Below are 26,754 nucleotides of genomic sequence, written 5' to 3'. Positions count from 1 at the left end.
GACGTGGTGTCCTTACTGCGCGTCGGGTTCGGCGACGAATCTCTGGTGCAGTTCGCCGATGCCGTCGATCCAGCTGTGGAGTGTGTCGCCGGGCTGCAGGAACCGTTGCGGGTTGCGGCCGACACCGACGCCGGCGGGGGTGCCGGTGAAGATCACGTCCCCGGGGTAGAGGGTGACGGTGTGGGAGAGGGTGGCGATGAGCGTGGAGACGGGGAAGATCAGGTCGCGGGTGCGGCCTTTCTGCACTTGTTCGCCGTCGATGGTGCAGCCGAGTTCGAGGTCGTCGGGGTCGGCGAACTCGTCCGGGGTGACCAGCCACGGTCCTTGCGGGGAGAACCCGGCGTAGGATTTGCCGAGACCGAATTGTGGTGCGGGACCACGGGTTTGGGTGATGCGTTCGGAGATGTCCTGTCCGGCGGTGAGTCCGGCGATGTGGGACCAGGCGTCGGCGGCGTCGATGTTGCCGGCTTCGCGGCCGATGACGGCGACGAGTTCGACCTCCCAGTCGACGTTGCCGCCGGTGGGGATGATCACGTCGGTGTCGGGGCCGGTGAAGCTGGAGGCGTATTTGGTGAAGACCGGTGGCAGGTGGGTGGGGGATTCGAAGCCGGATTCGGCGGCGTGGGCGTGGTAGTTCAGGCCGACGGCGAACACCTGCCGGGGAGCCGGCGACGGTGCACCCAACCGGGTGCGGTCGATCGGGAAGCTGTCGTCGGCCAGAGCCGAGAGGTCCTGGACTGCGGCCCATTCGGTGACGTCGTCCCAGGCTTCGTAGAGAGCCTGCAGGCTCGGGCCGAACCGGCCGCGGGAGGCGTGGGCGATGTCGACGGCCCGCTCGGAACCTTCCTCTCCGAGGACGAGGGCGGCACGGTGGTCGATATTGGCGATTCGCATGAAAGTGGTTCTCCTGGAGTGAGTTCACACGGTGGTGGTTGCAGGGTGGGGGCTGGTAGGGGATGGGTCTAGGGTCCGCAGTCGGTCGCGGTATTCGCTGAGCAGATCCGTCAGTTGGGTGTTGTCGGTGACGGCGCCGAAGATGTAGTGATCCGGCCGGACGAGCACTGCGCTGATGTTCTGTCCGTGGAACCACCGAGTCCATTGACCGGTCCCGTCGAGCAGATCCGGTGCTCCGGTCTCCTCGACGGTCTTCAGCCGTACGCCGGTGCTGTCGAGCAGTCGCTGCAGTGTCGGATCCGCGTGCGCGACATCGGGTTTACCGCGTACCAGCAGGACCGAACCGAAGCCGGTGACCTCGTCGAGGAGGTCGCTGTGGGCGCCGATCCGCACCGGAAACTGTGGTGCAAGGGTCCCGCGCAGCCCGCCGCCGTCAGTGTCCTGCGCGGTGACGCCGTCTCCGAGGACGGGAAGGGCTGTGACCGGCAAAACCTTCGCGGGGTCGGCGCCACCGCCGATCATGCGGGTATCGCGTTCGGTGGCCTTCTCCTCGTCGAGGACGCAGATGACCCGCCCGAGTTCGACCGACATCGTGACCGCATGCTGCAGGTGCGCGCTGCGTTCGGACGAGTACGAATCGAGCAATGCGAGGTCGGATTCGCCGCGCAGGACGCGATCGAGCTTCCACGAGAGATTGGCTGCGTCGCGGATACCCGAGCACATGCCTTGCCCGGCGAAGGGAGGCATCTGGTGCGCGGCGTCACCGGCGATCGCGAGCCTGCCGGCGTTCCACCGGTCCGCCCACCGCGCGGCGAACGTGTAGACGGCGTGCCGCTCGAGTTCACTGTTCTCCGGCGTCCGGTCCCACGCCCGGAGCAATTCCCATGCCTTCTCCGGCGTGTTCAGTTCTTCTCTCGTCTCGCCGGGCAGTCGCATGAACTCCCACCGACGACGCCCCGGTCCGCCCGACACGACCGTGGTCGGCCGGGCGGGATCGCACAGTTGCCAGTTCTGTGGTGCCCACTCGCGGTCGTCGAGCGGAATGGTGTCGACGATCAGCCAGTCGAAGAAGAAGCCCTCGTCGTGCATGGCCGCACCCATGCGCTCACGGACGAAGCTGTTCGCGCCGTCGCAGCCGACGACGAACCGTGCTCGCACCTGCCGCTGTTTGACGACGGTGCTGGTGAATGTCACTGCGACGTCGTCTGCGCCCTCGTCGATACCGACCACTTCGGCGCCGCGCAGCAGAGTGACGTTCGGCATCGTCGCCACCGCCTCGGCCAGTACCTTCTCGAGCTGCGGCTGGGAGAAGAAGCTCGCTGTCGGCCAGCCGTTCGGACCGGTGCCGGACCAGTCGATCCGCACCAGCGCCTCACCGGCGGCATTGCGCCATTCGTAGTAGTCGGGCACGGCTTCGGAGATCGACTGGACCTCCTCGGTCAGGGCCATCGATTGGAAGACACGGCCGATCTCGTCGTCGAAATGGACTGCCCTCGGGAGCGGGAACGGCTCCGGCCAGCGTTCGACGATCACCACGTCGTGGCCGCGCAGGCCGAGCATCCGACCCAGCGTCAGTCCTACGGGCCCGGCGCCGACGATCACGACATCGTGCGTGTTGTCCTGCATGTTCGTTGCTCTTCCTCGGGTGCGAGTGCAATAGGACCGCAATCGAGCCCTATTGAGCATGTTGAATAGCTACAGCATGCTGTGACCCGCGCCGCATGTCAAGAGACTCGACCCAATCAATCCGTATCAAGCATGCTCAATACGGTAGAATCGGCGTTGGCCCGACTCCCAGCGGTGAAGCGGCGATGGGCACGACGAAACGAGGACACGATGACCGATCTCGCGCAGCGGATGATGATGGACGCATCGCTGAGCCGGACCGAGCAAGCTGCATTGGCTATCGGTCAACTCGCGGAGCAGGCGCAGCACGGGGCGCGCCTCGGGACGAAAAAGGAACTCCAGGAACAATGCGGCGTCGCTAAAGGCACCTTCAACGAAGCTCTGCGCATTCTGCAGTCACGTGGGGTGATCACAGTCCGATCGGGACCCGGTGGGGGGCTGTTTGCCGCTTCACCCACCCCCATCGCGCGTCTCGGGAACTCCATCCTCTCCCTCGACGCCGCGGAAGGAGATGTCGCCGATGCGGTACGCATCCGTGACGCGCTGGACCCGCTGCTCATCGAGGACGCACTCGATCACAGTTCGGCCGTCGACATCACTCGTATGCGCACCGCTCTCGACGTCATGCGGCAGTCCGCCGACGCCGGCGACGCGACGGAATTCGTCCGAGCCAACTGGGAACTGCACGCCGCGATCGCTCGCGTGAGTCCCAACGCGATCCTGAAGTCGATCTACCTGAGCCTGCTCGATTTGATCGAATCCCACACCGTCTCCGTCGAACCGGTCGGCGACAGACCTCTGCCGGAATACATCGCCGAACGACAGCAGTTGCACGTCGACCTCGTCGACGCCCTGGACCGCCGTGACCGGGACGCTGCCCTTCGACTCATCCATGCGCACAACACAACACAAACCTGAGGCCGGACGCGCACACACGGCCTGAAACCCGATACGGAGGCGCACCGGATGTCGAGCATTTAGGGTGGTGCGGTGGGAATCAGTAGCCGGGCGGCACGGGTCGAAGACGTGCACGAATTGGCTCTCGGCATGCCGCACGTCACCGTCATCCACGGCCCCGGCGACAATCCCGTCTACCAGATCGGGGGCAAGTCGTTCGTGTTCTTCCGCAATCCGCGACCCGATGCGACGGACCCCGACACCGGGGAACGCTATGACGACGTGATCGTGTTCTGGGTGCCGTCCGAAGCCGACAAGCAGGCGCTTGTCCGCGACCACGCGACACCGTTCTTCACCACCTCACACTTCGACGGCCACCTGTCGGTGCTCTTGCGGGGGAGCCGCATCGGCGAGTTGTCCCGGCAAGAATTGGTGGAGCTCGTTCAGGATGCGTGGCTCTCGCGCGCGTCGGCGCGCAGGGCAGCGACCTGGCTCGGCGCGCACCCTCCCGCGTGACCCACGATCCGGTGGCGATCGGACTCGGCAATCGGTTCCGCCGCGCAGGTCGGGCGCAATAGTGTGGAAGCCGGCGGGGTCGGGACGTCCATGCACCCGATCCCGTGTTCGGAACGGGTGAGAGGCTGACCATGTCGGGTCGGACTGCGAATGCCAGACGGATGTCGTTGCGGACATTGCTGTGGCTGGCGATCGGGATCCTCGTGGCCCTGTTCGCCGTTTCTGCCGCGTTTTCCGTGTACGGGAGACTGGTGGTTCGTGCGTCCGAGACCCTGCTCTCCGAGCGCCTCCTGCCCGCACAGCATGCCGTGTCGGATCTGACGACCGCCTATGTGGACCAGGAGACCGGGCAGCGTGGCTATGTTCTGACCGGTGATCCGAGTTTCCTCGAACCGTACGACGCAGGCAGGGACGCCGCGGCCGCGTCCCTGTCGGATCTGACCGCGCTCCTTGCCGGCGACGCGGAGGCTTCGGCAACGCTGGACGAGGTCGTCGAGGCGGCGAACACCTGGACCACTCAGGCCAGCGAGCCGGAGATCCTCGCTCGTCGCAACAACGAGATAGCGGACGAGCAGGTCGTGGCCATGACCGCGACGGGCAAGGAACTGTTCGACGGGCTGCGCTCACAGCTTCAGGACCTCAATGCCCTGACGGATGAACGGGTGACCGAACAGGTCGATCGGGTTCGCTCGGCGCAGGTCTTGGCAAATGTCGCGACCGCCGTCGCGTTCGTTCTCGCCGTCGGCACCGCGATAGCCTCCCTGTATCTGACGCGACGATTGCTGACCCGGCCGATCGAGCGTCTCGTCGCGGACATCAGCGCGGTGGCCGAGGGCGACTACGAGCGGGAGATCGGCACCGACGGGCCGAGGGAAGTGTCGATGATCGGCGGCGCCGTCGACACCATGCGGACCAGTCTGCTCACCCAGAATCGGCTACTCGTGCAGGCGGAACACGAACGAACCCGCCACGACGAACAAACCCGGATGGCGGCCGATCTGCACGACCTGACGATTCAGCGCGTGTTCGGGCTGGGCCTGGCATTGACTTCCCTGGCTCGACGGCATCCCCGTCTTGCCGCGGATCTCGATCCGCTGATCGACGAAACCGACAGCATCGTTCGCGGTTTGAGGGCGGTCATCTTCGACCTCGAGAGTGGTGCGACCGCACCGACGAACGGCACCGCAAGTTTGAGCGCGGCGGTCGGTGAGATCGTCGAGAGCAGTACAGCCGCACTCGGATTCACTCCCGACGTGTGCCTGGACGGGCCGGTCGACCAGTTCTCCGGCCACGACGCCGGTCCGGAACTTCAGGCGGTGCTCCGCGAGGCCCTGAGCAACGTTGCCCGGCACGCCCATGCGACATCGTGCCGTGTGATGGTCGCCGCCGCCGACGACCGTCTGGCGCTGAGCGTGACCGACGACGGTACCGGGATGGGCGCGGACGCTGTCCGGGGGCACGGGCTGGCGAACATCTGCAACCGAGCCGCGCAACTCGGTGGTCGTGCCGTCATCCGCGACGGCGCGCCGGGGACCGTGGTCGAGTGGGAAGTGCCCGTGTCCTGATCGCGGTGGCTACGCAGACCACTCGATCAACGGCGGTCGCACTGCAGCGCACAGGGGATTCCCGCGGGCGTCGGTGAGTCCAAGTCGCGCGGTGATGCGCCCGGCCGACGCCGCCGCGTCCGCGGTGGCCTGATCCACCCCGGCCCACATCAACTTCGCCCGTCGGAACATGACGAATCCGCCGTCTCCGTCGACTGTCCCCCACGACAGGTAGACGAACCGTGCACCGGGACGGCCCTGTACGTACGGCCCGGTGATGTCGAGACCCGCCGGCGTCGGGGTCGTCTTGCACTCGAGAACCCAGCGGGCGGTGGCCGCGTCCCCGGGATGCAGGTCGAGCAGATCGCCGGGAGAACCGCGGCGCTGCACGGCCACATGGATGTTGTCGTAGCCGGGGAAATCGGCCCCCGGCGGGCACGACGATCCGGGAAGGTCGGTTGCCTCGATCACGAGTTGCACCAATTCATCCAATCACCTGGGAGAGCCTCCGTGGGGGCGGTCGAAGCGCGGGTGGCGCACCAAGTTCACCCCGCCGCGGTGAGTTTTCCCGGCACCTCCGGTCTGTACTGGTGTGAGGACCCACGAAGCGTGTTGGAGCGGACAATATGCCGCGCTACACCGACGGCGGACATTCCAGGCCGGCGGTGTGCAGCTTCCTGAACAACAAGGAGAAATCTCATGACCTCGACACCTCCCGCCACCGGAGCGTCCGACGCGACATCCGCTCCCACGGACGGAACGACGAAGAAGGCCCGAGTCGCAGGGCTCGTCGTCAGCGCACTCGCGGTGCTGTTTCTCCTGTTCGACTCGCTGATCCACATCGCGAACACCCAGATGGTGCGTGATGCGATGGCCGAACTGGGCTTTGCCGAGAACCTCAACCGTGTGATCGGGGTGGTTCTGCTGGTGTGCCTGATTCTCTACATCGTGCCCGCCACCTCGATCCTGGGAGCCGTGCTGCTCACCGGATACCTCGGTGGAGCGGTCGCTACCAACATGCTCACCGAGCAGCCGATCGTCAGCACCACACTGTTCCCGATCTATGTCGGCATATTCGTGTGGGGTGGGTTGTACCTCCGTGACCCGCTGGTGCGCTCGATCATGCCCGTTCGACGCGTCTGAACCATCCGCGCGGCGACTCGTGACGGCGAGTCGCCGCACTATTGTGGTGCGACGTCGTACGTTCGAGCGAAAGGACGCCTCATGGGTGGTACGCGGTTCCGGTCCCTGTCGACGGGACGCAGTATTCGTGCCGTGTTGTTCGATACGTTCGGCACCGTCGTCGACTGGCGAACCGGTATCGCCTCCGCTGTGGCGGGCTACGCGGAACGCCACCAGCTCGAATTGGACGCAGCCGCGTTCGCCGATCGGTGGCGGGACCGCTACCAGCCGTCCATGGAACCCATCCGGTCCGGTGCTCGCGAGTTCGTGACACTCGATACCCTGCACCGCGAAAACCTCGACGCCGCGCTCCTCGAATCGGGCATCGCCCCCACAGATCACGACTCCGGAGAGCTGGACGAGCTCGCGCGTGCCTGGCACGAACTCACTCCGTGGCCCGACAGCGTGCCCGGTCTCACCGCAATCCGGTCCGACTACATCATCGGTCCGCTCTCGAACGGCAACACCTCTCTGCTGCTCGACATGGCCAAGAATGCCGGAATCCCGTGAGATATCATCATCGGCTCCGATTTGACGTCCTCTCGGCCGTGTACGACCGAGATTCTCCTCGGGACTCGCGTCCCGAGGTTCCTGTTTCACCGACAGTCGCCTCCCCACACTTTAGGTGCGAGGCGGTCTCACACCGTCTCCGCAGGCTGCCACCGCCAGTCCGACGGCCAAAATATTCCTCGCCGCGTTCACATCCCGATCATGGACGGCGCCGCATCGGCACGCCCACACCCGCACATCCAGCGGCATCGCCGAGGCGACCTCCCCGCACACCGAGCAGGTCTTCGACGACGGATGAAACCGATCGACCGCCACCACCCGCCGCCCGTACCAGTCGGCCTTGTACTCGAGCATCGACCGGAACTCCGACCACCCCGCATCCGAGATCACCCGAGACAACGACCGAATCTTGACCATGTTCCGCACACTCAGATCCTCGATGGCGATCACTTGATTTTCGCGCACCAAACGAGTGGAAAGTGTGTGCAGATAATCGCGACGCCGATCGGCGATCCGACCATGAATCTTCGCGACCTTCAGTCGGGCCTTGGCCCGATTACGCGATCCCTTCTGCTTCTTGGCCAGCGCCCGTTGCGCCTTCGCCAACCGCTCACGATCCGTGCGCTCGTGTCGCGGGTTGGCGATCTTCTCCCCCGTCGACAGCGTGTACAGGCTGGTGATCCCGGCATCGAGCCCGACCACCCGATCGGCCGGTTCGAGCTCGGGAATCACGTCTTCGACGAGAATCGAAATGTGGTACTGACCACGAGCATTGCGCGACACCGTCACCTGCGACGGCACGGCCCCCTCCGGCAGCGGCCTCGACCACCGAATATCCAGAGGTTCGGACTGCTTGGCCAACCGGACCTGCCCACCCCGGTAGGTGAAGCAGTTCGAGAAGTAGGTCGCCGACTCCTTCGACTGCCCCTTCTTCTTGAACTTTGGGTAGCGGGACTGCCCGCGCCAGAACCTGTCGAAGGCGCCCTGCAATTGCCGCAGCGATTCCTGCAGCGGCCCCTTCGACGGCTCCGCCAACCACTCCGTCTCGGTGTCCCGCTTCCATCCGGTGAGCATCTTCGAGGTGTCCGCGTAGGTCACCCGACGCTGCTCCTGCAACCAGGCACGCGAGCGCTCGGCCAACGCCCGGTTGTAGACATACCGGGTGCACCCGAACGTCCGAGCAAGCTGTTCCGCCTGCACCGCAGACGGATAGAAACGAAACTTGAACGCCCGCTTCACCACCCTCCCCGCCATGCCCCAGACACTAACCCCACGGTCCGACAAAACCAGATCGGCTCACCCGGCCCTGAAGAACCGGGTATGCGCCGAAAGACTCACGGATCAACCGAATTTACAAACCGCATCCCCGGGCCTATCTGCACACCGCACAACTTCTCGGCCTCCACCCGGGCGAAGTCATGCTTGCGGCCGCGCACAACGGCGACCTCGAGGCTGCACAAGCCGCGGGCCTGGCGACAGCGTTCATTCTCCGGCCCCTCGAACACGGACCTCACCAGACCACTGATCTCGCGCCGACGGGCAGCTGGGACATTTCGGCGACAGACATCACCGATCTCGCAGCACAGCTCCGTGCGTGCTGATCCCGACGCGTGTCAGGTAATCCTTGACGCCGACGCCGACACCTGTCAGGCTTGTCCTGACAGAATGGGAGATCGTCATGGAACTCGTCGAACGCGCCGTCAGCGCCGACATCGACGCCGCTGCGCGCGCCGTGATCACGGCTGCGGCAGCCGAAGCGAGCCGTCACGCCGACGAAATCATCGGCACCGGGCCGCTTCCCGGCACGGCCGAATGGGATGCCGAGCAGGGCACGGACATTCCGAACCAGCGCACCCTGGCCTGGCATCTGCTGAGTCTTCGCATCCAACTGGCGGCGGGACTGGACGGCATCGAAACTGTTCTCGGACTGCGCTTTCAGGGTGCGACATGGGCAACGATCGGGAAGGCCGCCGGAATGACCCGTCAGTCGGCGCACGAGCGATGGGGTGCCCGCACGACCGCCCTGCTCGACCCGATGGGGACCGGCCTTCCGCGGACCGTTGCCGACGATGATCCCGAGGTGGCCCGCTAAATTGCGGCTACGCGAGGTGATCAGTCCCGGTACTCCGGGGACGGCGGTGCGGGTGCCGGGCCGAGCGGCGACAACCAGCGATCGTAGAGGGCAGTCCAGGTTCCGTCTGTGCGCAGTCGCTCCAAGGTGCCGTTGACGAACCGGACGAGGTCGTCGTTGCCGGGCGCGAGGGCGATGGCGTACCGGGCGGAATCGGAGTCGGGACCGACGATGTCGAGATTCGGATCCTGGGCGACGAGGCCGGCGAGGAGGGCAGCACCCACGACGGCGTCGACCTGCCGTTGCTGGATGGCCATGAGGCAGTCGTCCCAGTCGGGTACGGCAAGGATCGTGGCTTTGGGGGCGATCCGCGACAGCGCCGATATCGAGGCCGGATCGTCGTGCGTGCAGACCCGTCGCCGTGCCAGGTCCGCGGGTTCGGATATCCCGGATCCGTCCCGCACGACGAGCCGACGGGGCGTCTCGAGGTACACCGTGGAGAAGGCCAGATCCGGGGGGCTCTCACAGGGCAGTGCCACTGGGCGCACAATCAGGTCCGCGTCCCGGTGCGCGAGCATGTCGGCGCCGTCGTCGGAACCGAGCGGCCGGAATTCGACCTTGCTGGGGTCGCCGAGTAGGTCGCGGGCGACCTCCCTCGCGAGGTCGACGCCGAAGCCGGTGAGGGTGCCGGTAGTCGGATCGCGGAAGCTGAACAGGTTGGTGTTCTGATCGACGGCGACGACCAGGGTTCCGCGGGCCCGGATCTCGTCGAGAGTGCCGCCGACGCCGGCGATCCCCGGACGGAGGCTCGCCGTTGGTGCGCAGGACGACGGCTCCGCGGCGGGTGGCGGCGATTCGGACGGTTCGATGATCCGGGCGCCGACGGACACGGGAAACTCCGTGAAGTCCCCGGAGAACATCGGGGTGGGTGCATCGGGTGCCCCGCAACCGGCGATCAGCACAGTTTCGAACGCGAGGCTGCCGAGCAGCCGAGTGAGCCCCGGTCGCCGTGCGCGGAAAGGTCGCACCATCAGTGATACTCACTCACTCTGGGCTCGATCCCCGCGATCACGGCGAGTGCCGCGGAAACGGCGAGCACGACGGCACCCACGGCGAGCGCCGCCATCGTCCGGTACGACTCACGCATCGCGTCGAGTTCCTCGGCACGCAGCGCGATGATGGCATCTTCGAGCGATTCGTCGAGGGCCCGGAACTGGGCCGTCGACGCCGTCGATCCCGGGCCGACCGCGACGTCCGCCGCACCCTGGTAGTCGCCGTCCGCAAGCTTGCGCAGCAAATCCCGGTGCGCGCTCCGCCATCCCTCGAACGCAGCGGACGCATCGTCGATCGCCGGCACGTCGACGGCGTCCGGTGATGCGTCCGAGCTCAGAATCGCGGTCAGGGCGTCCGTGTGCCGGGTGTAGTCGCTGCCCGCCGGATCGAACCCCGGCCGGAGCAGTCCGAGCGTCTCGTCGGCGCGTGCCTGCTGCGCGAGGATCCGCGCCTTCGTGACCGCCGCGAGAGGCTCGGCGCCGTCGATCCGCGCGCGTTCGCTCGCCGACGTCGACAACAGCCCCGCGACCACGATCCACACGACGAGCGCAGTGAGCAGGACCGTCGCGCACGCAAGCCCCGGATTGACCCGACGGCGACTTCGATGCGCCACGTACACGTGCGCGACGGCGAGGACGACGACCCCCGCCGACGCAACCACGATGGCGGTGACGGGCAGTCGCGCGGTGTGGGACTGGGTGTCGGCGACCGCGCCGGCCTGATCGTTGTAGAGGCGTTCGGCCAGCGGCAGGATGGTGTCCTGCATCAGGGCTGACGCGGTTCCCAGGTACGCCACCCCGACCGGATTTCCCGCGGAGTCGTTGGACCGTGCGGTCGCTACGAGGTCCGTGTAGACGGCGAGGTGCCGCGACATCTCGGTGAGCAGGCGCAGCGAGTCCACATCACCGGAGGTGACGCCGTACGAAGCGGTGACGAGTGCGTTCGACGCGTCGCCGATCGCCTGGTTGTACCGGTCGCGGACCGCGAGCGGTTCGATGGCGCCCGCGATGAACGACGACGTCGCGGCGGCGTCGGCGATCGACAGGGAGCTGAAGAGGTTCTGCGCGGAGTCTGCCAGCGGTTCGGTATGGGCGCGAAGGGTTTCCATTCGCTGCTGTCGTGCACCGATCACGGCGGACGTCACGACACCGGCCGTCAGCGCCACCGCGACGAGGACGACAGCGAGGACGGAAAGGCGCCCGGGCGTCGACTCCAGGAATTCGCGCCACGGGCGTCGGCGGATGTCGGGTTCGACGAGCAGGGATTCTTTCAGGAGGTGCTCGTCCGCCGGCGAAGTGTCACGCTCTTCGCTGGATACGGTGCCGCGGTCCTGGTCGAACACCCTCTCCTCCTCATCCCTGCCCTCAGTGTGCGCCGATCGGTGCCGGAAAACACCGAAAGCATCGACGAGCGCGCGTAGCCGTCCTCGCCCGCGGGTATGTCCGAACCAGGCATGATCAGGCTGGAGGTTCTCGACTCATGAAGACAAGCATCGTGAACGCAAGGGTGCGCGCGTTCGGTGTCGCAGCCTCGGTCGCCGCGATGGTGCTCGGGGCGTGCGCGGCCCCGCCGCCCGGCGACGACGGCGCGAAGAAGGTGTATTTTTTTCTGCCGAACACCACGACGACCCGGTTCATGGAGCGAGACGAACCCTTGTTCACCGACTTCCTCGAACTGTTCGCGCCGAAGGCGACCGTGACGGTCCGCAACGCCGAGGGCGATCCCGGCCGGCAGCAGAGTCAGGTCGAGTCGGCGATCGCGGACGGCGCGTCGGTGCTCGTGCTGATCTCCGCGGACGCGAGATTTTCGGGGGGAGCATTGACCGCCGCTGCCGACGCGAACGTTCCGGTGGTGCTCTACGACCACGACGCGGTCGGCGGACCGGCGGAGGTCCAGGTGATCTTCGATCCACTCGAGGTCGGCCGACGACAGGGAAGTCGCGCCGCGGATCTGATCGCCGCGATGCCCGGTGACGGTCTGAAAATCGCCAGGGTGCAGGGCAATCTGGGTGAATACGGAACCCGCCAGTTTCAGCTCGGCCAGAACGAGTATCTGCAGCCCCTCATCGACAGCGGCAAGATCCGCGTGGTCTGCGAGACCACGATCGACGACTGGGACCCGGCCGAAGGTCAAGCGTTCGCGGACGAATGCCTGACCCGGGAGAACAACGACATCGACCTGTTCGTCACCATGAACGACGACCTGGCAGGCGGAATCGTCGCCGCCCTTGCCGGCCGCGGGCTCGCCGGTCGGATTCCCGTCACCGGGGGACAGGACGCCAATCTCGCTGCCCTGCAACTCATCGCACAGGGCTCCCTCGACAACACGATCTTCAAGAACCTGTCCGACCAGGCGAAGGTCGCCGCGCAGCTGACCACGTCGATTCTCCACGGCGACGGCGTGCCCGAGGACATGATCAACGGCACGATCGACAACCAGTACATGGCGGTGCCGACGGTGTTCCTGCCCGTCCAGAACATCACGAAGGACAACCTCCACGTGGTGGTCAACTCCGGCTTCTACACCTGGCAGCAGATCTGCGCACCGGATCCGGCCTCCACAGTGTGCCGGGAGCACGACTGAGCCATACGACTGGTCAGCGGGGCGCGATGACACTCCGGTCGCCGATCTCGGCGCGCACATCGATCTCCCGCCCGGACAGCAACCAGCCCGACGGGCCGCGCCGCCACTCGTCCCGGTATTCGCCGAGGCATTCGTACGTCGCGCCGGCACGGTCGCCGAGGCCGACGTGAAAGGCCCGGAAATAGGACGTCGTGCGTGCCGTGTCGCCGTCGAGGTCGATGCGGATGTTGCCGAGCAGGTGCTGGGTGGCGCCGCAGACGTCGAGGTGGGAGCGGACACGCGCGACCACGTCAGCGGGCCTGGTCCGACCGTAGGCCACGGTGTCCTCGGTGAGGGTCGCGGCGAACCCCGGCCAGTCCTTCGTGTCGAGCAGGGTTGCCACGGTGTGCAGGCGGTCGCTGATCTGGACGCGTTCGGGTAGAGACTCGCTCATCGCTCGATTCTCCCCGGAGACCTTGCCGGGTGGGCCCCGGCGTCCCGTTGACCGAGACCTTTCGCGCGAACCGGGTTCGCTACGGTGGCACTGGCCCGCCGAACGGGCCGGATCGAGGAGGAATCGACAATGAGCGAGCGCCCCCCCAGTGGACGCACTCCCAGCAGGTGGGAGGAGATCACCGCGGCCGACCCGGGTCATTCGACGTGGTATGTCGAACGGTTCCGGGCGATGGAGGCGAAGGGCCAGGACATCGTCGGCGAGGCCCGGCTGGTCGATGCGATGCTGGGCCGTGGCGGCCGGGTTCTCGATGCGGGGTGCGGACTGGGCCGGCTCGGTGGTTATCTGCACGATGCAGGTCATGTCGTGGTCGGGGTCGATGTCGATCCGGTGCTGATCGGCGTCGCGGAGGAGGATCACCCCGGCCCGACGTGGCTGGTCGGCGACCTCGCGGAGTTGGATCTGCCCTCCCGCGGCGTCGCGGCCGATTTCGACGTGATCGCGTGTGCGGGCAACGTGATGACCTTCCTGGCGCCGTCGACACGGGAGTCGGTGCTGGCGGGATTCGCCGCTCACCTCGCCCCGACCGGCCGGGTGATCGTCGGGTTCGGCGCCGACCGGGGCTACGAGTTCCCGCAATTCCTCGCGGACGCCGCAGCCAACGGTCTGAGGGTGGATCTGCTGCTCTCGACGTGGGATCTGCGTCCGTTCACCGACGACTCCGATTTTCTGGTGGCGGTGCTGTCGCGCGCGGACTGACACTGTGGGGCGGCAGAAGCCCGGCGAGCGCGGCGGTGGCGTCGACCAAGGCTCTGGAGCGGGTCGTGAGGGTCTCGTCACGGACGGCGAGTGCGGCGCCGACGTCGCCCGATCCGGGTGGGTGCCGCAGTTGTGCCATCACAGCGCAGAGGGGTGCGATGCGGTAACCGGCTTTGCGCAACTGATGCACGATGCGGGCATCGCGGACCTGGGACGGGGAGTATCGGCGCGCTCCCGTGGGTGCGTTCCGATCGGGGATGACGAGTCCCTCTGCGTCCCAGTGTCGCAACGTGGACGAGCGGACGCCGAGCGCGGCGGCGAGTTCGGCCACACTCATCCAGTCGGATGCCCGGACGTCCTCGATCGGCTCGGTGGAGATCACCGCGGCGGCCTTCTTCGCCAGCGCGAGTTCGGCGCGTTCGACGTGGAGTCGGGCGTGTGCGGCGTCGAGGAGAGCAACCGTCGTCGAGGCCGGGCACGTGTGCACGCTGCGCACGATCCTTTTGGCGTCGACCGGACCGGCGGCGACGGCGAGTTCTCGATAGGCCAGCGCGGACTGCAGATGCACCTCGGTGTAGATCCGGTATCCGGTGGCGGTGCGGGTGGCGGGAGGCAGCACACCGTCGCGTTCGAGGTTGCGGATCTGCTGGACGGAGCACCCCGCACGGCGGGCCACGTCCACGGTTCGGAAATTCTGCATGTGGAGACTCGACCCCCTGTTTCTCCAGTAGATGCACTACAGAGTCTCCACAAGGACCTCAATGAAACGCTGGAACCATGACGATAGACGACATCATCGACTTCGTGGAAGGACTCGACGACGTCCTCACCCTCAGGCCGGTCCCGGGGGACGGCTCGCCGGAGATCAGCTGGGGCGACACCTTCTTCTACTACTCACCGGATGGGGTCGTACCGACGACGACCCAGCCGTTCGCCACGATCGTCACGAAGAACTATCCGAGTGACGAAGATTCGCGGCTCGACCGTGCGGGGGCATTCCGAGTAAATATCCACGCCGGGAGGGAGGCGTTCATCGTGGCGCTCGGTCACGCACCTCGAGAACAAGGGTCCGCCGACGTCGACGCCGGCGCGCCCGACACGGTCATCGCCCATCCCGTCTACGGCTCCTGGCTGGCCGTCGTGAATCCCGGCACACGCACCAGTCAACTCACCCGCGAGTTACTGCGCACGGCATACGCCGTCGCCCGATCGCGGTACGAGCGAAAACCGGATGCCGTGCGTCGTCACATCTGATGAATCTGGCTGCTGTTCCAGCCGACGAGGAGTTCGTCGAGCGTCATGCCCTGGTCCCTGCGCTCTTGCCGTTGATCGCGTTGCCGATCATGGCGGGGGCCGTCACCGTTGTCGCCGCGGTCGCCGGGAATGGTCGGCGCGGAGACCGTCGTTGCGGGGAGTTCGGTCGCCGCCGCGACGGCGGTGGCCGCCCCGACAGGGATGACCGCGAGTGCGGCGGTGGCAACGACCGTGACGAGCCGGTTCCGCAGCGGGACTCGACGGGGAGTGTTCACTGCGCCCGAACGATTCGACGCGTGCGAAGCCTCGTGGGGAAGTGAGGTGTGCATTTTCAAGTGTCCTGTCCGAATGCGTGGACCCGACGTCCACAGCTACACGAATGGTGTCCGTGAGGGCCCGAAACGTTACACCCGGTGGTCGACGAATTCCGCCAACGTGGCCCTCCCACAAAGCCGGGCTGAACTCCACACAGGAATGCTTGTGCCATGGAGAAGTTCTCCATGGATTGCTCCCTCGCGCTGTACTACCGTCGCAGTGACGCAGGCGGACACCGTGCCACCTGGCAGGAGGGCGACGGGAGAAAAGGTGCCATCCATCGAATCCGGCGAAGCTCGAATCGACTACACCGTGCACGGTGACGGCGGCCGGTCCTCGTCGAACGTGATCTTGCTGGCAGGGTTCAAAGCGCCCGCCACCTCGTGGCGCTATCAGATCCCGTCGCTGATCCGGGCCGGCCACCGCGTCGTCGCCGTGGATCTGCCGGGCCACGGGACTGCTCCGGCCATGCCGCACGGAACGACGATGCAGACACGGGCCGACCACGTGCACGCGCTCCTCGACGAACTCGACCTCCGGGATGCGGCGATGATCGGGGGCTCGATGGGCGGGAACACGATCTGGTCGTATGTCGACACGTACGGCACGGGGCGGCTTCGCGCCGCGGTCGTGGTCGACCAGACACCGAGGATGCTCAACACACCGGACTGGGAATACGGGTTCTACGGTTACGACGGGGACGGGGTGGACACGTTCTTCGAGGACGGAATTCCCTCGACCGGCCACGGCACCCCGATCTGGAAGCGCGGGATGCGGCTGGTCCGTTTCATCGCCGCGATGGGCCGCGTCGACTGGAAACTGTCGCAACCGGAACTCGCCTTGTTGAACGACCACGCGAAACGCGATTGGCGTCCGGCAATCCGCTCGAGTGATCTTCCGGTGCTTTTCGTCGCCGGTTCCGAGAGCGAATTCTGGCCGTCGGCACACGCGGAGGCGGCCGCGGCACTGTCGCCGAAGGGGGCGTCGATCGTTGTCCCGCGTGCGGGACACGCAACGAACATGGAGCGACCGGATCCGGTCAACACGGCTGTCGCCGAATTCCTCTCCTCGGCATGCTGAGCCGAGGTCCTCGAGTTCCGGAGAACGTCGGCTCACCGACGTCGCAATACAGGACCCGGCAATCACAGTCGACACGGTGGGCCCCAAATTCCGCATCACCGCCGATCAGGACATCGTCATCGACCGGCGAGCCACCGGATGCCGTCACGCCGTCTGGTGCAGCTCCGTTGCAGGCCTAGAAGACTCGCGCATCGCTCACGTGCTCGTTTCCGAGTTCCTCGCTTGCGGATGCGTAGTGTGGACGCAGGGCGCTCGCACCACGGGCAACGATCTGACGCTGCTGCACGAGCGGGCGCTGCTCGATATGGCGGCCGGTCACGTCATCCTCCGGCAACACGGATTCGACGCCGTCGTCGCGGGCGGTCGCGCCGGAGGCGGCACCTCCGGCGGCAAGACTCGGTGGACCCGAGCGGGGCACTCGATCGAACTGCACCATGGGGCACGTGCGTACGTACTGCGGCAGTTGGTTTTCGTGGAGGAGTGCCTCGCCCCGTGAGCATGGTGCACCGCGGCGGTGCAGCGGCAGTAGTCGCCCGTCAGTCGACGGGCGGCACGGCGACCGTGCGGCCGGTCTCGGCGGCCTCACGTGCCGCCGCCAGCACCGCGATGGTGCCGAGTGCGGTGCGCGCCGGAACCGGCTGCGGGCCGGCGCCGGCCACTGCCGCCGCGAACTCGGTGTAATAGTCCTGATACGCACCCCGCTGCGACGGGATCGTTTCCGGTCCTCGCGCCGTGTGAAGGACACCCCACCGTTCCGGTCGTTCGAGACCCCACCCGGTCGGATCGTCGACGGGCCGACTCCCCGCGAACAGCGCCTGCGCCTGAACGTCCGTGCCGTCCGCCACATAGCTGCCGGCACTGCCGAACGCGCGCAGCCGCCGTCCCTCGAGATGGTTGACCTTGGTCGACGAGACGGTCGAATAGACGCCGCTGCGGTGGGTGATGTTGACGACGAAGCCGGCGTCGGTGCGTCCCTCCGGCCGGTCGACGTAATCGAGATGTGCGTCCACCCGCTCGGCCGGACCGAGCAACCACAGCATCTGGTCGACGACGTGTGCGCCGATGTCCCGCAACAGCCCACCGGTCGGGCCCGCTTCGAGGGTGTCGGCACCGTCCAGGTCGAAATGCGACTCGACACGCCAGATGTCGCCGAGCCGCGGCAACACCGACTTCAGCGTGCGGATATCGGCGTCGTAGCGACGGTTGTGAAAAACGCTGAGCAGCACCCCGGCTTCGTCGCCGGCGGCGATCAACTCGGAGGCCGTCGCGACATCCGGTGCGAACGGCTTGTCCGCGACCACGTGCACACCCCGCCCGACCGCCTCGAGCACGAGTTCGCGTCGCGTCTGCGGTGGGGTGGTGATGGTGACGGCATCGACGCCGGAATCGATGAGCTCGCCCAGGCTCGGGAACACCGGCACTCCGGGGAAGTCGGCGGTAGCCTGGGCGACGCGGTCGGGGGAGCGGGTCACGATGCCGCCCAGTGTGATTCCCTCCGCCGCCTCGATGAACGGCGCGTGGAAATACCGGCCACCCAGGCCGTACCCGGCAATTCCAATCTTTACGGTCATGCCATGAGTCTATGTTAAGACATTCGAACAATCCACCGGTGTGCGCGGACGCAAGGGTCCGCAGTGGTGGCGCCGTTTTCGAATGAGCCATCGGGGTACACGGTCGAGGGACGAGGAGGTTTGAGGAAATGCCTGTTTGGGGATGGATCTTGATCGCGGTGCTCGTCGTGATCGCGGTGCTGGCGATCATCGCGTCCCGCTCGATCAGCAGTCGCAAGAGGACGGAACGGCTGAAAGGGCGGTTCGGCCCCGAATACGAGCGGACGGTCGGTGAGGCGGGCGACCAAGGCGCCGCCGAGAAGGAGCTCGCCGCCCGCGAACGAAAGCGGGAGAAGCTCGACATCGTCCCGCTGCCACCCGAGGCGCGCGCGAAGTACACCGATTCCTGGCGGACGGTTCAGATCGAGTTCGTCGACAACCCGTCGAGCGCGGTCGCCGCTGCGGACCGGCTCGTGATACACGTCATGCGCGAACGTGGTTACCCGATCGACGACTTCGATCAGCGCGCGGCCGACATTTCGGTAGACCACCCGAAGGTCGTCGAGAACTACCGCGCGGCGCACGGGATCTATCTCGCGCAAGAGCAGGGCGACATCGGTACAGAGCAACAGCGGGAGGCGTTCGTGCACTACCGCGAACTTTTCGAGAAGTTGCTCGAGACGGATGAGAGCAAAGACGAGCCGAACAAGGACGAGTCGAAGGAGACGCGCGCATGACAACCCCAGACCGGCAACCCGAGGGCACCAGCCCGGCCGGGCGCAGTGAAACGTCCACCGAGAACCCCGCCTCGGCGGTCGAGGGAACCGGATCACCCACCGGAACAACCGAATCTGCCCCCGAGGTTGCCGCCGCGCCGGCCGAGGGTGCCCAGCGGCCGACGGAGCTCCCGGACTCGGCGGGCGAGGCCCGACCCGCGTCGGCCGAGGAGGCTCGACCGTCCGCACAGGACGCCGACACGCCGGTCGGGCAGACACTGTTCGCCGAGGACGAACTTTCGGTTCTTCGCTTGCGCTGGGACGAGGTTCAGGCGGGTTTCGTCGACGATCCCCGAGAGTGCGTGCAGAAGGCGGACGGTCTCGTGTCGGACGTCGTCGACCGGATCACGACCGGGTTCTCGGAGGCGCGTTCGCGGCTCGAGGAGCAGTGGGCCCGAGGTGAAGAGGGCTCGACGGAGGACCTTCGTCTTGCGCTGAAGCGCTATCGCGAGTTCTTCCAGCGATTGCTCGAGCTCTGAGCGAGGAGTTCGAGGGCAAGTAAGTGGGGAGGGCCTGATTCCATTACTGCACAGACGAGGGAGACGTGCGTGACAGGTTCGCCGAATGATATCGGTGTAGCGGCGCGGCCGGCAGTGAGGTGGACAGCTCGACGAGGAGCTCCATGGCCTCTCGGCCGAAACTGCGAGGAGCAAGATCCACTGCGAATATCTGCGAACTTCCCAACTCGCTGACCGGGTCACCTGCAAGGGATGCCACCCGAAAACCGTTCTCGCTGTCGGCGTCGGGCGCCTTCCCCAGCGCGTGCAGCATCGGCACGGCGCGAGCTGCCAATCCTTGAGGTCCGAAAACAATTGCGTCGACTTCACATTCGCCGACCAACCTCTCGAGAACGGCGAACAACTCGGCCTCGCTCGGGTCGGCTGGCAGACTGAACACAAGCGGCTCGAGGCGCTCTCGCAGGCACCACTGTTCAAAGCTGCGCGCCGAGTCCGCCGCCCACCTGGGGCCGTGGAACGACTCCAAGCCGATATATCCTGGACGCCGCGTTCCCGTTGACTCGAGTTGCCCAAGAACGAAATCGACGACCGCGGCATGGTCGATCTCGATCGTTCCCTGCGGCTCCGTGGGCAGTGGGCCGCTTCGCCCGGCAAAGACTATCGGGATCGATGCGCTGAGCATTCTCTCGACCACCGGATCCTCGTCCAGGGCATCGATGACGACCGCGCCGTCGACCTGAAAATGTTCGGACGTTCGCGTGTGCAGTGTGAGATCTCGCCCCACCGCCGCCGCCGCGTCCGCCGCCCCGAAAGCGAAATGCATGTAGAAGGACAATCCTCGAACCTCGGACGGGATATACAACCCGAAAGCCCCGGTGCTTCGCCGACGCAAAGACCGGGCTGCCCGATTCGACACGTACCCCATCGATTGCGCGGCCGTCATCACCCGCTGGCGAGTCGCCTCCGACACCCGCCCGGATCCGACCAATGCATCGGACACCGTCGTCTTCGACAGGCCGAGTTCGCGAGCCAGATCGACGATCGTCACTGTGGGCATGCCCCGATCCTACCGACCCAGCGATTCGGGAAACCTCGGTAACACCTCTTGACATGTGACATGGGTACGAGCACGATTAATGCGTGCCGGAACGTTCCGGCATCCGCCTTCGGCGGCTCTACCTCGGAGTTTGCACATGACACATTCGACCCGCTCGCCCGCGAGTAGGTGGCGTTCCCCTGTCATCGCGGGGCTGCTGATGCTCGATTTGGCCGTCGGCTTGGCGCCGCCGCTGCATTGGCTTGCCGGCAACGGCACCGCCTTGCTGTCGATGGGGTACTTCCTCGCAGCCGGTGTGTCCATCACCCTGAGCCTGCTCGTAATGTTCGCCCTCGACTCGGACCCCGGTGATCGTCGATGAACATGCTCGTCGGATATGGCAGCGTCGCCGTCTTCTTCCTGATCGTCGTTGCCGCGTTGGAGCTGACCAAGCGGAAAGACGCGACGTTCAGCGAATACGCGACGGCAGGACGCTCGTTCGGATCGTTCTTCGGAACGATGGCGTTCCTCAACACCTGGCTGCCCGGAACGATGTTCATCTCGTTTGCAGGTCTCGCGGCGGGCGCGGGGGTCATCGGCTTCTACTCACTGATCTATTCGCTGCTCGCCGTCGTGCTGATGTTCTTCCTCGCCAAACCCGTGCACGATTGGGGTAAGCGGTACGACCTGCGAACTCAGGCGGATCTCCTCGGCGCCCGCTACAACTCACGAGCCGTGCGGGTGGTCGCAGCGCTGATCGGCATCGCTGCATCCTTCCCGTGGATCGTTCTGGGGATGCAGTCGCTGGCACTGGTGTTCCAGTACCTGTCGTTCGGGCGAATCGGCGGAGCGACCGCCGTTCTGATCGGGATCATGGTGATCGGGCTGCGACAGATCTGGACAATCCGATTCGGGATGCGCGGTGTGATCATCAGCGACATGGTGCAGGGAATCGTCGCCTACTTCGTCGGCACCCTCGTCATTCTCGGCCTGCTCACCTGGCTGGTCAGTAACGGCCACGGATTCGGTGACGTCGACCCGACCCACTTCGAGTTGCCGGGTCCGGGGAGCGCCTTGGGGCCTTTGTACCTTTCGTCGCTGATACTGACCGGTGCGCTCGGAGGGTGGTGTTGGCCGGACATCTTTGTTCGACTCTTCACTGCGAGAAGCGCCGCGACGATCAAACGTTCGGCGGTACAGGCGGCGCCGGTCCTGCTGATCTTCGGGGCGGCACTGACCCTGATGGCGATCGCAGCGTCCAGCGTCCCCGGTGTCGCGGAGGCACCCGACGATGTATGGTTCATCGCCGCCGGTGTCGGCGGCATCGGCTTGATCACCGTCGCCGGCATTTGCGTGGTCGCGGCCACCATGGGCAATGTCGGCGCCAACCTCCAGGCGCTCGGCACTCAGACCGCGAACGATATCATCGGTGTCGCCAAGGGGGTTCGGGTCACCGATCCAAGGATCGGACGCATCGCGGTGGGGGTGCTGACGCTGTTGGCGGCCCTCGGCGCTTCCGCCACCGTCGGTATCTCCTCCGGACTGATCACCCTCGCTCTCATCTCATACCAGGGCATCTGCCAACTCGCCCCGACCCTGTTCCTGGGCATCTTCTGGAGGAAAGGCACTGCAGCCGCGGCAGTCTCCGCGATGTCGAGTGGCTTCGCTACGGCAGCCGTGCTGCAGTGGCTCTACCCGGTGTCGATCCCATGGCTCGGGGGCCTGACCTCCGGCGTCGCAGCCTTGGCCGTCAACGCTGCCGTCTATGTGGCGGTGACTTACTCGGCGCCGATGAACGATACCGAACGCAACCGAGTCGGCCAGCTGTTCGACCGATTGAGCGAATCGAAGGCCGATCCGGACCCCGAAAGCCGGTCGAGCCCCGACACCGAATCCGATTCCGACACCACCAGCCAGTACACCCACCAGTAGAAGGCAACGCCCAATGAGACACACCCTCGCAACGAACCCACGGTCGGTGACCGTGGCGGCCACCCAGTTCGCCTGCACCTGGGACCCGCACACGAACCTCGAGACGGCCGAACGGCTCGTGCGCCACGCAGCCGACTCGGGTGCTCAGATCGTAGCCCTCCCTGAGCTGTTCGAAACGCCGTACTTCTGCCAGACCCTCGGCGACGAGTACTTCGCCCTCGCTGTGCCCATCGACGAGAATCCGGCCGTCGAACTGTGCCGTCACCTCGCCCATGAACTGCAGATCGTCCTCCCTGTGAGCACATTCGAACGTGACGGCCAGAAGTACTTCAACAGCGTCACCATCATCGACGCCGACGGCAGGAAGCTCGGAACGTACCGGAAAACTCACATACCGGAAGGTCCCGGATATCACGAGAAGTTCTACTTCAATCCCGGCGACACCGGCTTGTCGGTGTGGCGCACGCGTTACGCCACCATCGGCGTCGGCATCTGCTGGGATCAGTGGTTCGTCGAATCGGCACGGATCATGGCGTTGCAGGGCGCAGAGATCCTGCTCTTCCCCACGGCAATCGGATCGAGTCCCATCGCCGATGACGGTCACGGTGAACACGCCACGGAACCGGGAGACCTGCAGGACACTGCTCTGCGACACGCCCATTGGCAGAACGTGCAACGCGGACACGCTGCCGCGAACATGATGCCCGTAGTGGCCGCAAATCGGGTTGGCTGCGAAAGCCAGGGTTCCACGCACATCGACTTCTTCGGACAATCCTTCATGACAAATCAACGGGGAGAAGTCGTCGAGGAACTCAGCGGCGACGGCGAGGGCGTCATCCTTCACGAATACGATTTGGAGCAGCTGCGCACTCAGCGAGCGAGTTGGGGCCTGTTCCGCGACCGCCGCCCAAATGCTTACGCAGACCTGACGGCTGGATCTCACCCTTCACCGAACAACTCGAGTTCAGATCAGCATCAAGGGGGTCGTCGGACCGTATCGGTAGGAACGTTCTGACCCAGACGCCGAAGGTGCGGTTCGTTCATCCCTTCGTGCACGGCCCGCACCCGAACCTCCGGGTGCGGGCCGTGACCTTGTGAGGAATGTGACGGCGTGCGACGGTGGCGAATGAGCGGATCGCGTGTACGAGGAACCGGCCGAGTGTCACGCATTGCCGTGTCACGATGGGTTGGCGCGATCGGGTGCAGGAAGGGGGCGGTGGTGTCGGAGCGATCAGGACCTCCAGCCGACGATCCGTTCGGCGGTCGGGAACCGACCAGCCACGAGCGGATGTCGGGGCTGCCCTGGGATGCGTCGTACCACGAGGGCCGTGCGCCCTGGGATATCGACGGGCCCCAGCCGGCGATCGTGCGGGTGGCATCCGAGGGCGGATTCGCCGGAGCGGTCCTCGACGCGGGCTGCGGAACCGGCGAAAACGCACTTCACCTCGCCGTGCTGGGACTGTCGGTTGTGGGCGTGGATGTGGCAGAGACGGCGCTGGCGATCGCTAGGGCAAAGGCCGAGGATCGTCGGATCGAGATAGAGTTCGCCGCGGCCGACGCACTCCGGCTGGAGACGCTGGGACGCCGGTTCGCGACAGTGCTGGACTGCGGACTGTTCCACACCTTCGACGCCGGCGAGTGGCCGGGCTACGTGGCGAGTCTGGCCTCGGTGACCGAACCCGACGGGATCCTGTATGTGCTGTGCTTCAGTGATGACGGACCCGATGCCGGCCCGCACCCCGTCAGCCGGGAGGAGTTGAGAGCAGCGTTCAACCCCGGCGCCGGATGGACCATCACAGCCATCCAACCGGACCGGATTCACACGCGATTCCACGACGACGGCGCACCGGCCTGGCTCGCGACCGTCACGCGGATCTAGATATCGCGTGCGGCGCGCTGTTACTCGGCGTTGCCGGTCGGGAAGTAGACCGACCCGTCGCTACCGACGCAGCCGCCCTGGACGGGGCCGGGTCCGAAATAGGCGCCGTTGACCGAACCGGCGCTACCGGAGGAATTCGAGCCGACTCCGGCTCCCGCGACGCCGACTGCCCCACAGGTGTAGCTGTTCGAGTCGCCCGGCTCGCTCTCCACCTGAACCTGGGTGCCGGGAGTCGTCGGATCCCCGTGCAGGTTCGGTGCTGCGGCCGCGATACCGGGTGCGGCGAAGGCGGCGAATGCAGCGGCCGCTGCGATCGCCGAGCGCACTGCGACTGTGTTCATGCGAAGTCACTCTCGATTCTGTTGGCGCCCCGGTTCGGCTCGCAGGCTTCAGCGCGGGTTGTGGCACGTGGCGCATTCGTCTCACGGTAGGGACTCATTATCGTCCGATCGACCTCGGAATCCCACCCCTCGGTGCGGGCGCCCCGCCCGGACCGGCCCCGCAGGACAGCGGCCCTTGACATGAAGTGGACTTCAGGTTTCAAGATGGTGCCAGATGTCACTGGAGGCAAGGAGTCCGCGATGAACGGCACCAGAACGGCGCTGATCACTGGGGGATCGGCAGGATTGGGACGGGCGAGCGCACTCGCGCTCGCGGAGCGCGGCTGGGAGGTGATCGTCACCGGAAGGCGGGTCGAACCGCTCGATCGGGTCGCCTCGCGGGGGAGCACCATCACCGCCGTCCCCGGTGATGTGACGGATCCGCGGCATCGCGAGCGTATCGCCGAGGTGATCGAGGCGCAGGGGCGACTGGACCTGCTCCTCAACAACGCCAGCGCGCTCGGCCCCAGCCCCATGCCCGCACTGACCCGGTACCCGGAGGACGCACTGGCCCAGGTCTTCACGACGAACGTACTGGCCCCGCTCGCGCTGATCGGCGCGCTGATCGGGCAGATAAAGGCCGCGGACGGCACCGTGATCAACATTTCGTCGGACGCCGCGGTCGAGGCCTATGCGGGCTGGGGCGGCTACGGTGCGGCGAAGGCGGCGCTCGACCACGCGACCGCGGTACTGGCGGTCGAGGAGCCGGATCTCGCGATCTACGCGTTCGATCCCGGCGACATGCGCACCGCGATGCACCAGGCGGCGTTCCCCGGCGAGGACATCTCGGATCGGCCCGAGCCGGAGACCGTGGTCCCGGCCCTGCTGAGGCTGCTCGACACGAGACCGCCCAGCGGCCGGTACCGTGCATCCGACGTCGCGGCCGCGAACACCGGAGTGTCGTCGTGACCCGGTCGGGCAGCGACTCCGTGACCGAATTCCGGTTCGTCCTGCCGCAGCGGTTGGAGGCGAGCGGCCCGCCGGAGGAGCGGGGCCTGCTGCGGGACTCGGTGAAGCTGCTCGTGTCCGACCGGGGCAACTTGGTGCACAGCACATTTCACGACCTGCCCCGCTTTCTCCGGCCGGGCGACGTGGTGGTGGTGAACGCGTCGGCGACGTTGGCCGCGGCAATGGACGGCACCGTCGACACGGTAGGACCGGTGGTCGTGCACTTCTCCACCGAACTCGAGGGTGGCGACTGGGCGGTCGAGGTGCGAGCGCCGGGCCCGGTATCCGGAGCCCTCGACTCGGTCACGGAGGGAACGCGGATCAGGCTGTCGCGCGGCGCCGTTGCGACACTCCAGGAGCCCTGGCCCCGTGGTTCGACCCGGCTGTGGCGGGCCTCGGTCGACGGCGTCACGGACGTAGCCGCGGAACTGCTCGCCACCGCGGGCCGTCCGATCACGTACGCGTACGTCCACGAGCGATGGCCCCTGTCCTACTACCAGACGATCTTCGGCCGGACCGGTGGGAGCGCCGAGATGGCCAGCGCCGCGCGGCCGTTCACGCATCCGATCGTCACCGATCTCGCGACCTCGGGGGTGGTGACAGCGCCGATCCTGTTGCACACGGGTGTGTCCTCGCCCGAGCGCGGGGAGCCGCCGATCCCCGAGCGGTACGAGGTGCCGGAGCACACGGCGCGGCTGATCAATGATCGTCGCGCGGCGGGCGGGCGCGTGATCGCGGTCGGCACCACGGTGACCAGGGCTCTCGAGACCCGGGCAACGCCGGACGGGCTGACGGTGGCGGGCGGGGGCTGGACGAACCTGGTGCTGAGCGCGGGGCGGCCGGCCCGCGTGGTGGACGGGCTGATCACGGGTTGGCACGCGCCCGGGGCTTCCCACCTGATGCTGCTCGAATCGGTGGTGGGCGCGGCGGCCGTCCGACGCGCCTACGACGAGGCACTCGCGCGCGGATACCTGTGGCACGAGTTTGGGGACAGCGCGCTGTTGCTGCGGCGGTGATCGCACGATCGGATGCGACGCCGCACGGGGCGTGATTGAAACCGGTGGCGCAGGGCAATCGG

31 protein-coding genes are annotated in these 26,754 nt (G+C 66.4%); 19 read left to right on the top strand and 12 right to left on the bottom strand.

All coding sequences use genetic code 11. The features are described 5' to 3' along the window. Positions 1-12: 12 nt before the first annotated feature. Together JWS14_RS01900 and mhpA are read right to left on the bottom strand one after the other, a co-directional pair. A complete protein-coding gene (locus JWS14_RS01900; RefSeq protein ID WP_206012356.1) occupies positions 13-894 on the bottom strand; it encodes a fumarylacetoacetate hydrolase family protein in 882 nt (293 codons plus the stop codon). A gap of 24 nt (positions 895-918) precedes the next feature. Beyond that, positions 919-2,520, bottom strand: a complete 1,602-nt coding sequence (gene mhpA, locus JWS14_RS01895; RefSeq protein ID WP_206012355.1) for a bifunctional 3-(3-hydroxy-phenyl)propionate/3-hydroxycinnamic acid hydroxylase MhpA — start codon at positions 2,518-2,520, stop codon at positions 919-921. A 210-nt stretch (positions 2,521-2,730) separates the two neighbouring features. On the opposite strand from mhpA, the gene JWS14_RS01890 reads away from it, so the two are divergent. The 3 genes from JWS14_RS01890 to JWS14_RS01880 all read left to right on the top strand — a co-directional run bounded on the left by JWS14_RS01890 (position 2,731) and on the right by JWS14_RS01880 (position 5,498). Next, entirely contained in the window at positions 2,731-3,438 is a 708-nt protein-coding gene (locus JWS14_RS01890; RefSeq protein WP_206012354.1) for a FadR/GntR family transcriptional regulator, read from the top strand. 129 nt (positions 3,439-3,567) lie between these two features. Then, a complete protein-coding gene (locus tag JWS14_RS01885) occupies positions 3,568-3,933 on the top strand; it encodes an MmcQ/YjbR family DNA-binding protein (protein ID WP_072943505.1) in 366 nt (121 codons plus the stop codon). A gap of 161 nt (positions 3,934-4,094) precedes the next feature. After that, entirely contained in the window at positions 4,095-5,498 is a 1,404-nt protein-coding gene (locus JWS14_RS01880) for a sensor histidine kinase (protein ID WP_241031221.1), read from the top strand. 9 nt (positions 5,499-5,507) lie between these two features. Here the strand turns inward: JWS14_RS01880 and JWS14_RS01875 are convergent, their stop codons facing one another. Beyond that, a complete protein-coding gene (locus JWS14_RS01875; RefSeq protein WP_174705512.1) occupies positions 5,508-5,957 on the bottom strand; it encodes a DUF5990 family protein in 450 nt (149 codons plus the stop codon). Positions 5,958-6,176: 219 nt separating this feature from the next. Here JWS14_RS01875 and JWS14_RS01870 point away from each other — a divergent pair, with 219 nt between their 5' ends. Beyond that, on the top strand, positions 6,177-6,620 hold the full coding sequence (locus JWS14_RS01870; RefSeq protein WP_095864095.1) for a DoxX family protein: 444 nt from the start codon (positions 6,177-6,179) through the stop codon (positions 6,618-6,620). Positions 6,621-6,701: 81 nt separating this feature from the next. Next, positions 6,702-7,169 carry an HAD family hydrolase gene (locus JWS14_RS01865; RefSeq protein ID WP_241031220.1) on the top strand — a complete coding sequence of 156 codons (468 nt, stop codon included), beginning with the start codon at positions 6,702-6,704 and terminating at the stop codon, positions 7,167-7,169. 111 nt (positions 7,170-7,280) lie between these two features. Here JWS14_RS01865 and JWS14_RS01860 read toward each other — a convergent pair whose 3' ends face one another. Continuing rightward, positions 7,281-8,423 (bottom strand): RNA-guided endonuclease InsQ/TnpB family protein, encoded by a 1,143-nt coding sequence (locus JWS14_RS01860; RefSeq protein WP_206012353.1) that lies wholly within the window; start codon positions 8,421-8,423, stop codon positions 7,281-7,283. A 424-nt stretch (positions 8,424-8,847) separates the two neighbouring features. On the opposite strand from JWS14_RS01860, the gene JWS14_RS01855 reads away from it, so the two are divergent. Continuing rightward, positions 8,848-9,261: a hypothetical protein gene (locus JWS14_RS01855; RefSeq protein WP_072943434.1), complete on the top strand. Its 414-nt coding sequence runs from the start codon at positions 8,848-8,850 to the stop codon at positions 9,259-9,261. A 20-nt stretch (positions 9,262-9,281) separates the two neighbouring features. Here the strand turns inward: JWS14_RS01855 and JWS14_RS01850 are convergent, their stop codons facing one another. Together JWS14_RS01850 and JWS14_RS01845 are read right to left on the bottom strand one after the other, a co-directional pair. Continuing rightward, complete coding sequence (locus JWS14_RS01850; RefSeq protein ID WP_072943436.1) at positions 9,282-10,271, bottom strand: glutamate ABC transporter substrate-binding protein; 990 nt, start codon at positions 10,269-10,271, stop codon at positions 9,282-9,284. Next, complete coding sequence (locus tag JWS14_RS01845; protein WP_206012352.1) at positions 10,271-11,635, bottom strand: hypothetical protein; 1,365 nt, start codon at positions 11,633-11,635, stop codon at positions 10,271-10,273. The genes JWS14_RS01850 and JWS14_RS01845 overlap by 1 nt, the downstream gene beginning before the upstream one ends. 137 nt (positions 11,636-11,772) lie before the next feature. Here JWS14_RS01845 and JWS14_RS01840 point away from each other — a divergent pair, with 137 nt between their 5' ends. Continuing rightward, a complete protein-coding gene (locus JWS14_RS01840) occupies positions 11,773-12,876 on the top strand; it encodes a substrate-binding domain-containing protein (protein WP_241031219.1) in 1,104 nt (367 codons plus the stop codon). Between the two features lie 13 nt (positions 12,877-12,889). Here JWS14_RS01840 and JWS14_RS01835 read toward each other — a convergent pair whose 3' ends face one another. Continuing rightward, positions 12,890-13,309: a nuclear transport factor 2 family protein gene (locus JWS14_RS01835; RefSeq protein ID WP_206012351.1), complete on the bottom strand. Its 420-nt coding sequence runs from the start codon at positions 13,307-13,309 to the stop codon at positions 12,890-12,892. A gap of 129 nt (positions 13,310-13,438) precedes the next feature. Here JWS14_RS01835 and JWS14_RS01830 point away from each other — a divergent pair, with 129 nt between their 5' ends. Continuing rightward, positions 13,439-14,068 carry a class I SAM-dependent methyltransferase gene (locus JWS14_RS01830; RefSeq protein ID WP_206012350.1) on the top strand — a complete coding sequence of 210 codons (630 nt, stop codon included), beginning with the start codon at positions 13,439-13,441 and terminating at the stop codon, positions 14,066-14,068. On the opposite strand, the gene JWS14_RS01825 is transcribed toward JWS14_RS01830, so the two are convergent. Next, a complete protein-coding gene (locus tag JWS14_RS01825) occupies positions 14,019-14,768 on the bottom strand; it encodes a TioE family transcriptional regulator (protein WP_206012349.1) in 750 nt (249 codons plus the stop codon). The two genes, JWS14_RS01830 and JWS14_RS01825, sit on opposite strands and share 50 nt — an antisense overlap. Positions 14,769-14,845: 77 nt before the next feature. Between JWS14_RS01825 and JWS14_RS01820 the strand changes: the two genes are divergently transcribed. Beyond that, the gene (locus JWS14_RS01820; protein ID WP_206012348.1) at positions 14,846-15,322 is read left to right on the top strand and encodes a DUF6194 family protein; all 477 of its coding nucleotides are present in this window, start codon (positions 14,846-14,848) and stop codon (positions 15,320-15,322) included. Here JWS14_RS01820 and JWS14_RS01815 read toward each other — a convergent pair. Further along, positions 15,313-15,597, bottom strand: a complete 285-nt coding sequence (locus tag JWS14_RS01815; RefSeq protein ID WP_241031218.1) for a hypothetical protein — start codon at positions 15,595-15,597, stop codon at positions 15,313-15,315. The two genes, JWS14_RS01820 and JWS14_RS01815, sit on opposite strands and share 10 nt — an antisense overlap. A 310-nt stretch (positions 15,598-15,907) precedes the next feature. On the opposite strand from JWS14_RS01815, the gene JWS14_RS01810 reads away from it, so the two are divergent. Beyond that, a complete protein-coding gene (locus JWS14_RS01810; protein WP_241031217.1) occupies positions 15,908-16,717 on the top strand; it encodes an alpha/beta fold hydrolase in 810 nt (269 codons plus the stop codon). A gap of 76 nt (positions 16,718-16,793) precedes the next feature. Then, the gene (locus JWS14_RS01805) at positions 16,794-17,213 is read left to right on the top strand and encodes a hypothetical protein (protein ID WP_206016309.1); all 420 of its coding nucleotides are present in this window, start codon (positions 16,794-16,796) and stop codon (positions 17,211-17,213) included. A gap of 40 nt (positions 17,214-17,253) precedes the next feature. Here the strand turns inward: JWS14_RS01805 and JWS14_RS01800 are convergent, their stop codons facing one another. Then, positions 17,254-18,288, bottom strand: a complete 1,035-nt coding sequence (locus JWS14_RS01800; protein ID WP_072943449.1) for a Gfo/Idh/MocA family oxidoreductase — start codon at positions 18,286-18,288, stop codon at positions 17,254-17,256. Positions 18,289-18,416: 128 nt separating this feature from the next. Here JWS14_RS01800 and JWS14_RS01795 point away from each other — a divergent pair, with 128 nt between their 5' ends. Both JWS14_RS01795 and JWS14_RS01790 read left to right on the top strand, forming a co-directional pair. Beyond that, positions 18,417-19,004: a hypothetical protein gene (locus tag JWS14_RS01795; RefSeq protein ID WP_206012346.1), complete on the top strand. Its 588-nt coding sequence runs from the start codon at positions 18,417-18,419 to the stop codon at positions 19,002-19,004. Further along, positions 19,001-19,522, top strand: a complete 522-nt coding sequence (locus JWS14_RS01790) for a hypothetical protein (RefSeq protein WP_206012345.1) — start codon at positions 19,001-19,003, stop codon at positions 19,520-19,522. Before JWS14_RS01795 ends, JWS14_RS01790 begins: the two co-directional genes overlap by 4 nt. Before the next feature lie 43 nt (positions 19,523-19,565). Here the strand turns inward: JWS14_RS01790 and JWS14_RS01785 are convergent, their stop codons facing one another. Continuing rightward, the gene (locus JWS14_RS01785; RefSeq protein ID WP_206012344.1) at positions 19,566-20,558 is read right to left on the bottom strand and encodes a LacI family DNA-binding transcriptional regulator; all 993 of its coding nucleotides are present in this window, start codon (positions 20,556-20,558) and stop codon (positions 19,566-19,568) included. 136 nt (positions 20,559-20,694) lie between these two features. On the opposite strand from JWS14_RS01785, the gene JWS14_RS01780 reads away from it, so the two are divergent. The 4 genes from JWS14_RS01780 (at position 20,695) to JWS14_RS01765 (ending at position 24,348) form a co-directional block, all read left to right on the top strand. Beyond that, positions 20,695-20,919 carry a hypothetical protein gene (locus JWS14_RS01780; protein WP_143051476.1) on the top strand — a complete coding sequence of 75 codons (225 nt, stop codon included), beginning with the start codon at positions 20,695-20,697 and terminating at the stop codon, positions 20,917-20,919. Then, positions 20,916-22,469: a sodium:solute symporter family protein gene (locus JWS14_RS01775; protein WP_167372228.1), complete on the top strand. Its 1,554-nt coding sequence runs from the start codon at positions 20,916-20,918 to the stop codon at positions 22,467-22,469. The genes JWS14_RS01780 and JWS14_RS01775 overlap by 4 nt, the downstream gene beginning before the upstream one ends. Before the next feature lie 13 nt (positions 22,470-22,482). Beyond that, complete coding sequence (locus JWS14_RS01770; RefSeq protein ID WP_083395883.1) at positions 22,483-23,484, top strand: nitrilase-related carbon-nitrogen hydrolase; 1,002 nt, start codon at positions 22,483-22,485, stop codon at positions 23,482-23,484. Positions 23,485-23,688: 204 nt separating this feature from the next. Then, positions 23,689-24,348: a class I SAM-dependent methyltransferase gene (locus JWS14_RS01765; RefSeq protein ID WP_241031216.1), complete on the top strand. Its 660-nt coding sequence runs from the start codon at positions 23,689-23,691 to the stop codon at positions 24,346-24,348. Between the two features lie 20 nt (positions 24,349-24,368). Here JWS14_RS01765 and JWS14_RS01760 read toward each other — a convergent pair whose 3' ends face one another. Then, positions 24,369-24,689 carry a hypothetical protein gene (locus JWS14_RS01760; RefSeq protein ID WP_072943458.1) on the bottom strand — a complete coding sequence of 107 codons (321 nt, stop codon included), beginning with the start codon at positions 24,687-24,689 and terminating at the stop codon, positions 24,369-24,371. 240 nt (positions 24,690-24,929) lie between these two features. On the opposite strand from JWS14_RS01760, the gene JWS14_RS01755 reads away from it, so the two are divergent. Together JWS14_RS01755 and JWS14_RS01750 are read left to right on the top strand one after the other, a co-directional pair. Beyond that, entirely contained in the window at positions 24,930-25,637 is a 708-nt protein-coding gene (locus JWS14_RS01755; RefSeq protein WP_072943459.1) for an SDR family NAD(P)-dependent oxidoreductase, read from the top strand. Continuing rightward, a complete protein-coding gene (locus JWS14_RS01750; RefSeq protein WP_206012343.1) occupies positions 25,634-26,692 on the top strand; it encodes an S-adenosylmethionine:tRNA ribosyltransferase-isomerase in 1,059 nt (352 codons plus the stop codon). Before JWS14_RS01755 ends, JWS14_RS01750 begins: the two co-directional genes overlap by 4 nt. The last annotated feature ends 62 nt before the right edge of the window (positions 26,693-26,754 follow it).

The organism is Rhodococcus koreensis, assembly GCF_017068375.1.
GTDB lineage: Bacteria > Actinomycetota > Actinomycetes > Mycobacteriales > Mycobacteriaceae > Rhodococcus_F > Rhodococcus_F koreensis.
This window is presented reverse-complemented; position numbering and strand designations above follow the sequence as displayed.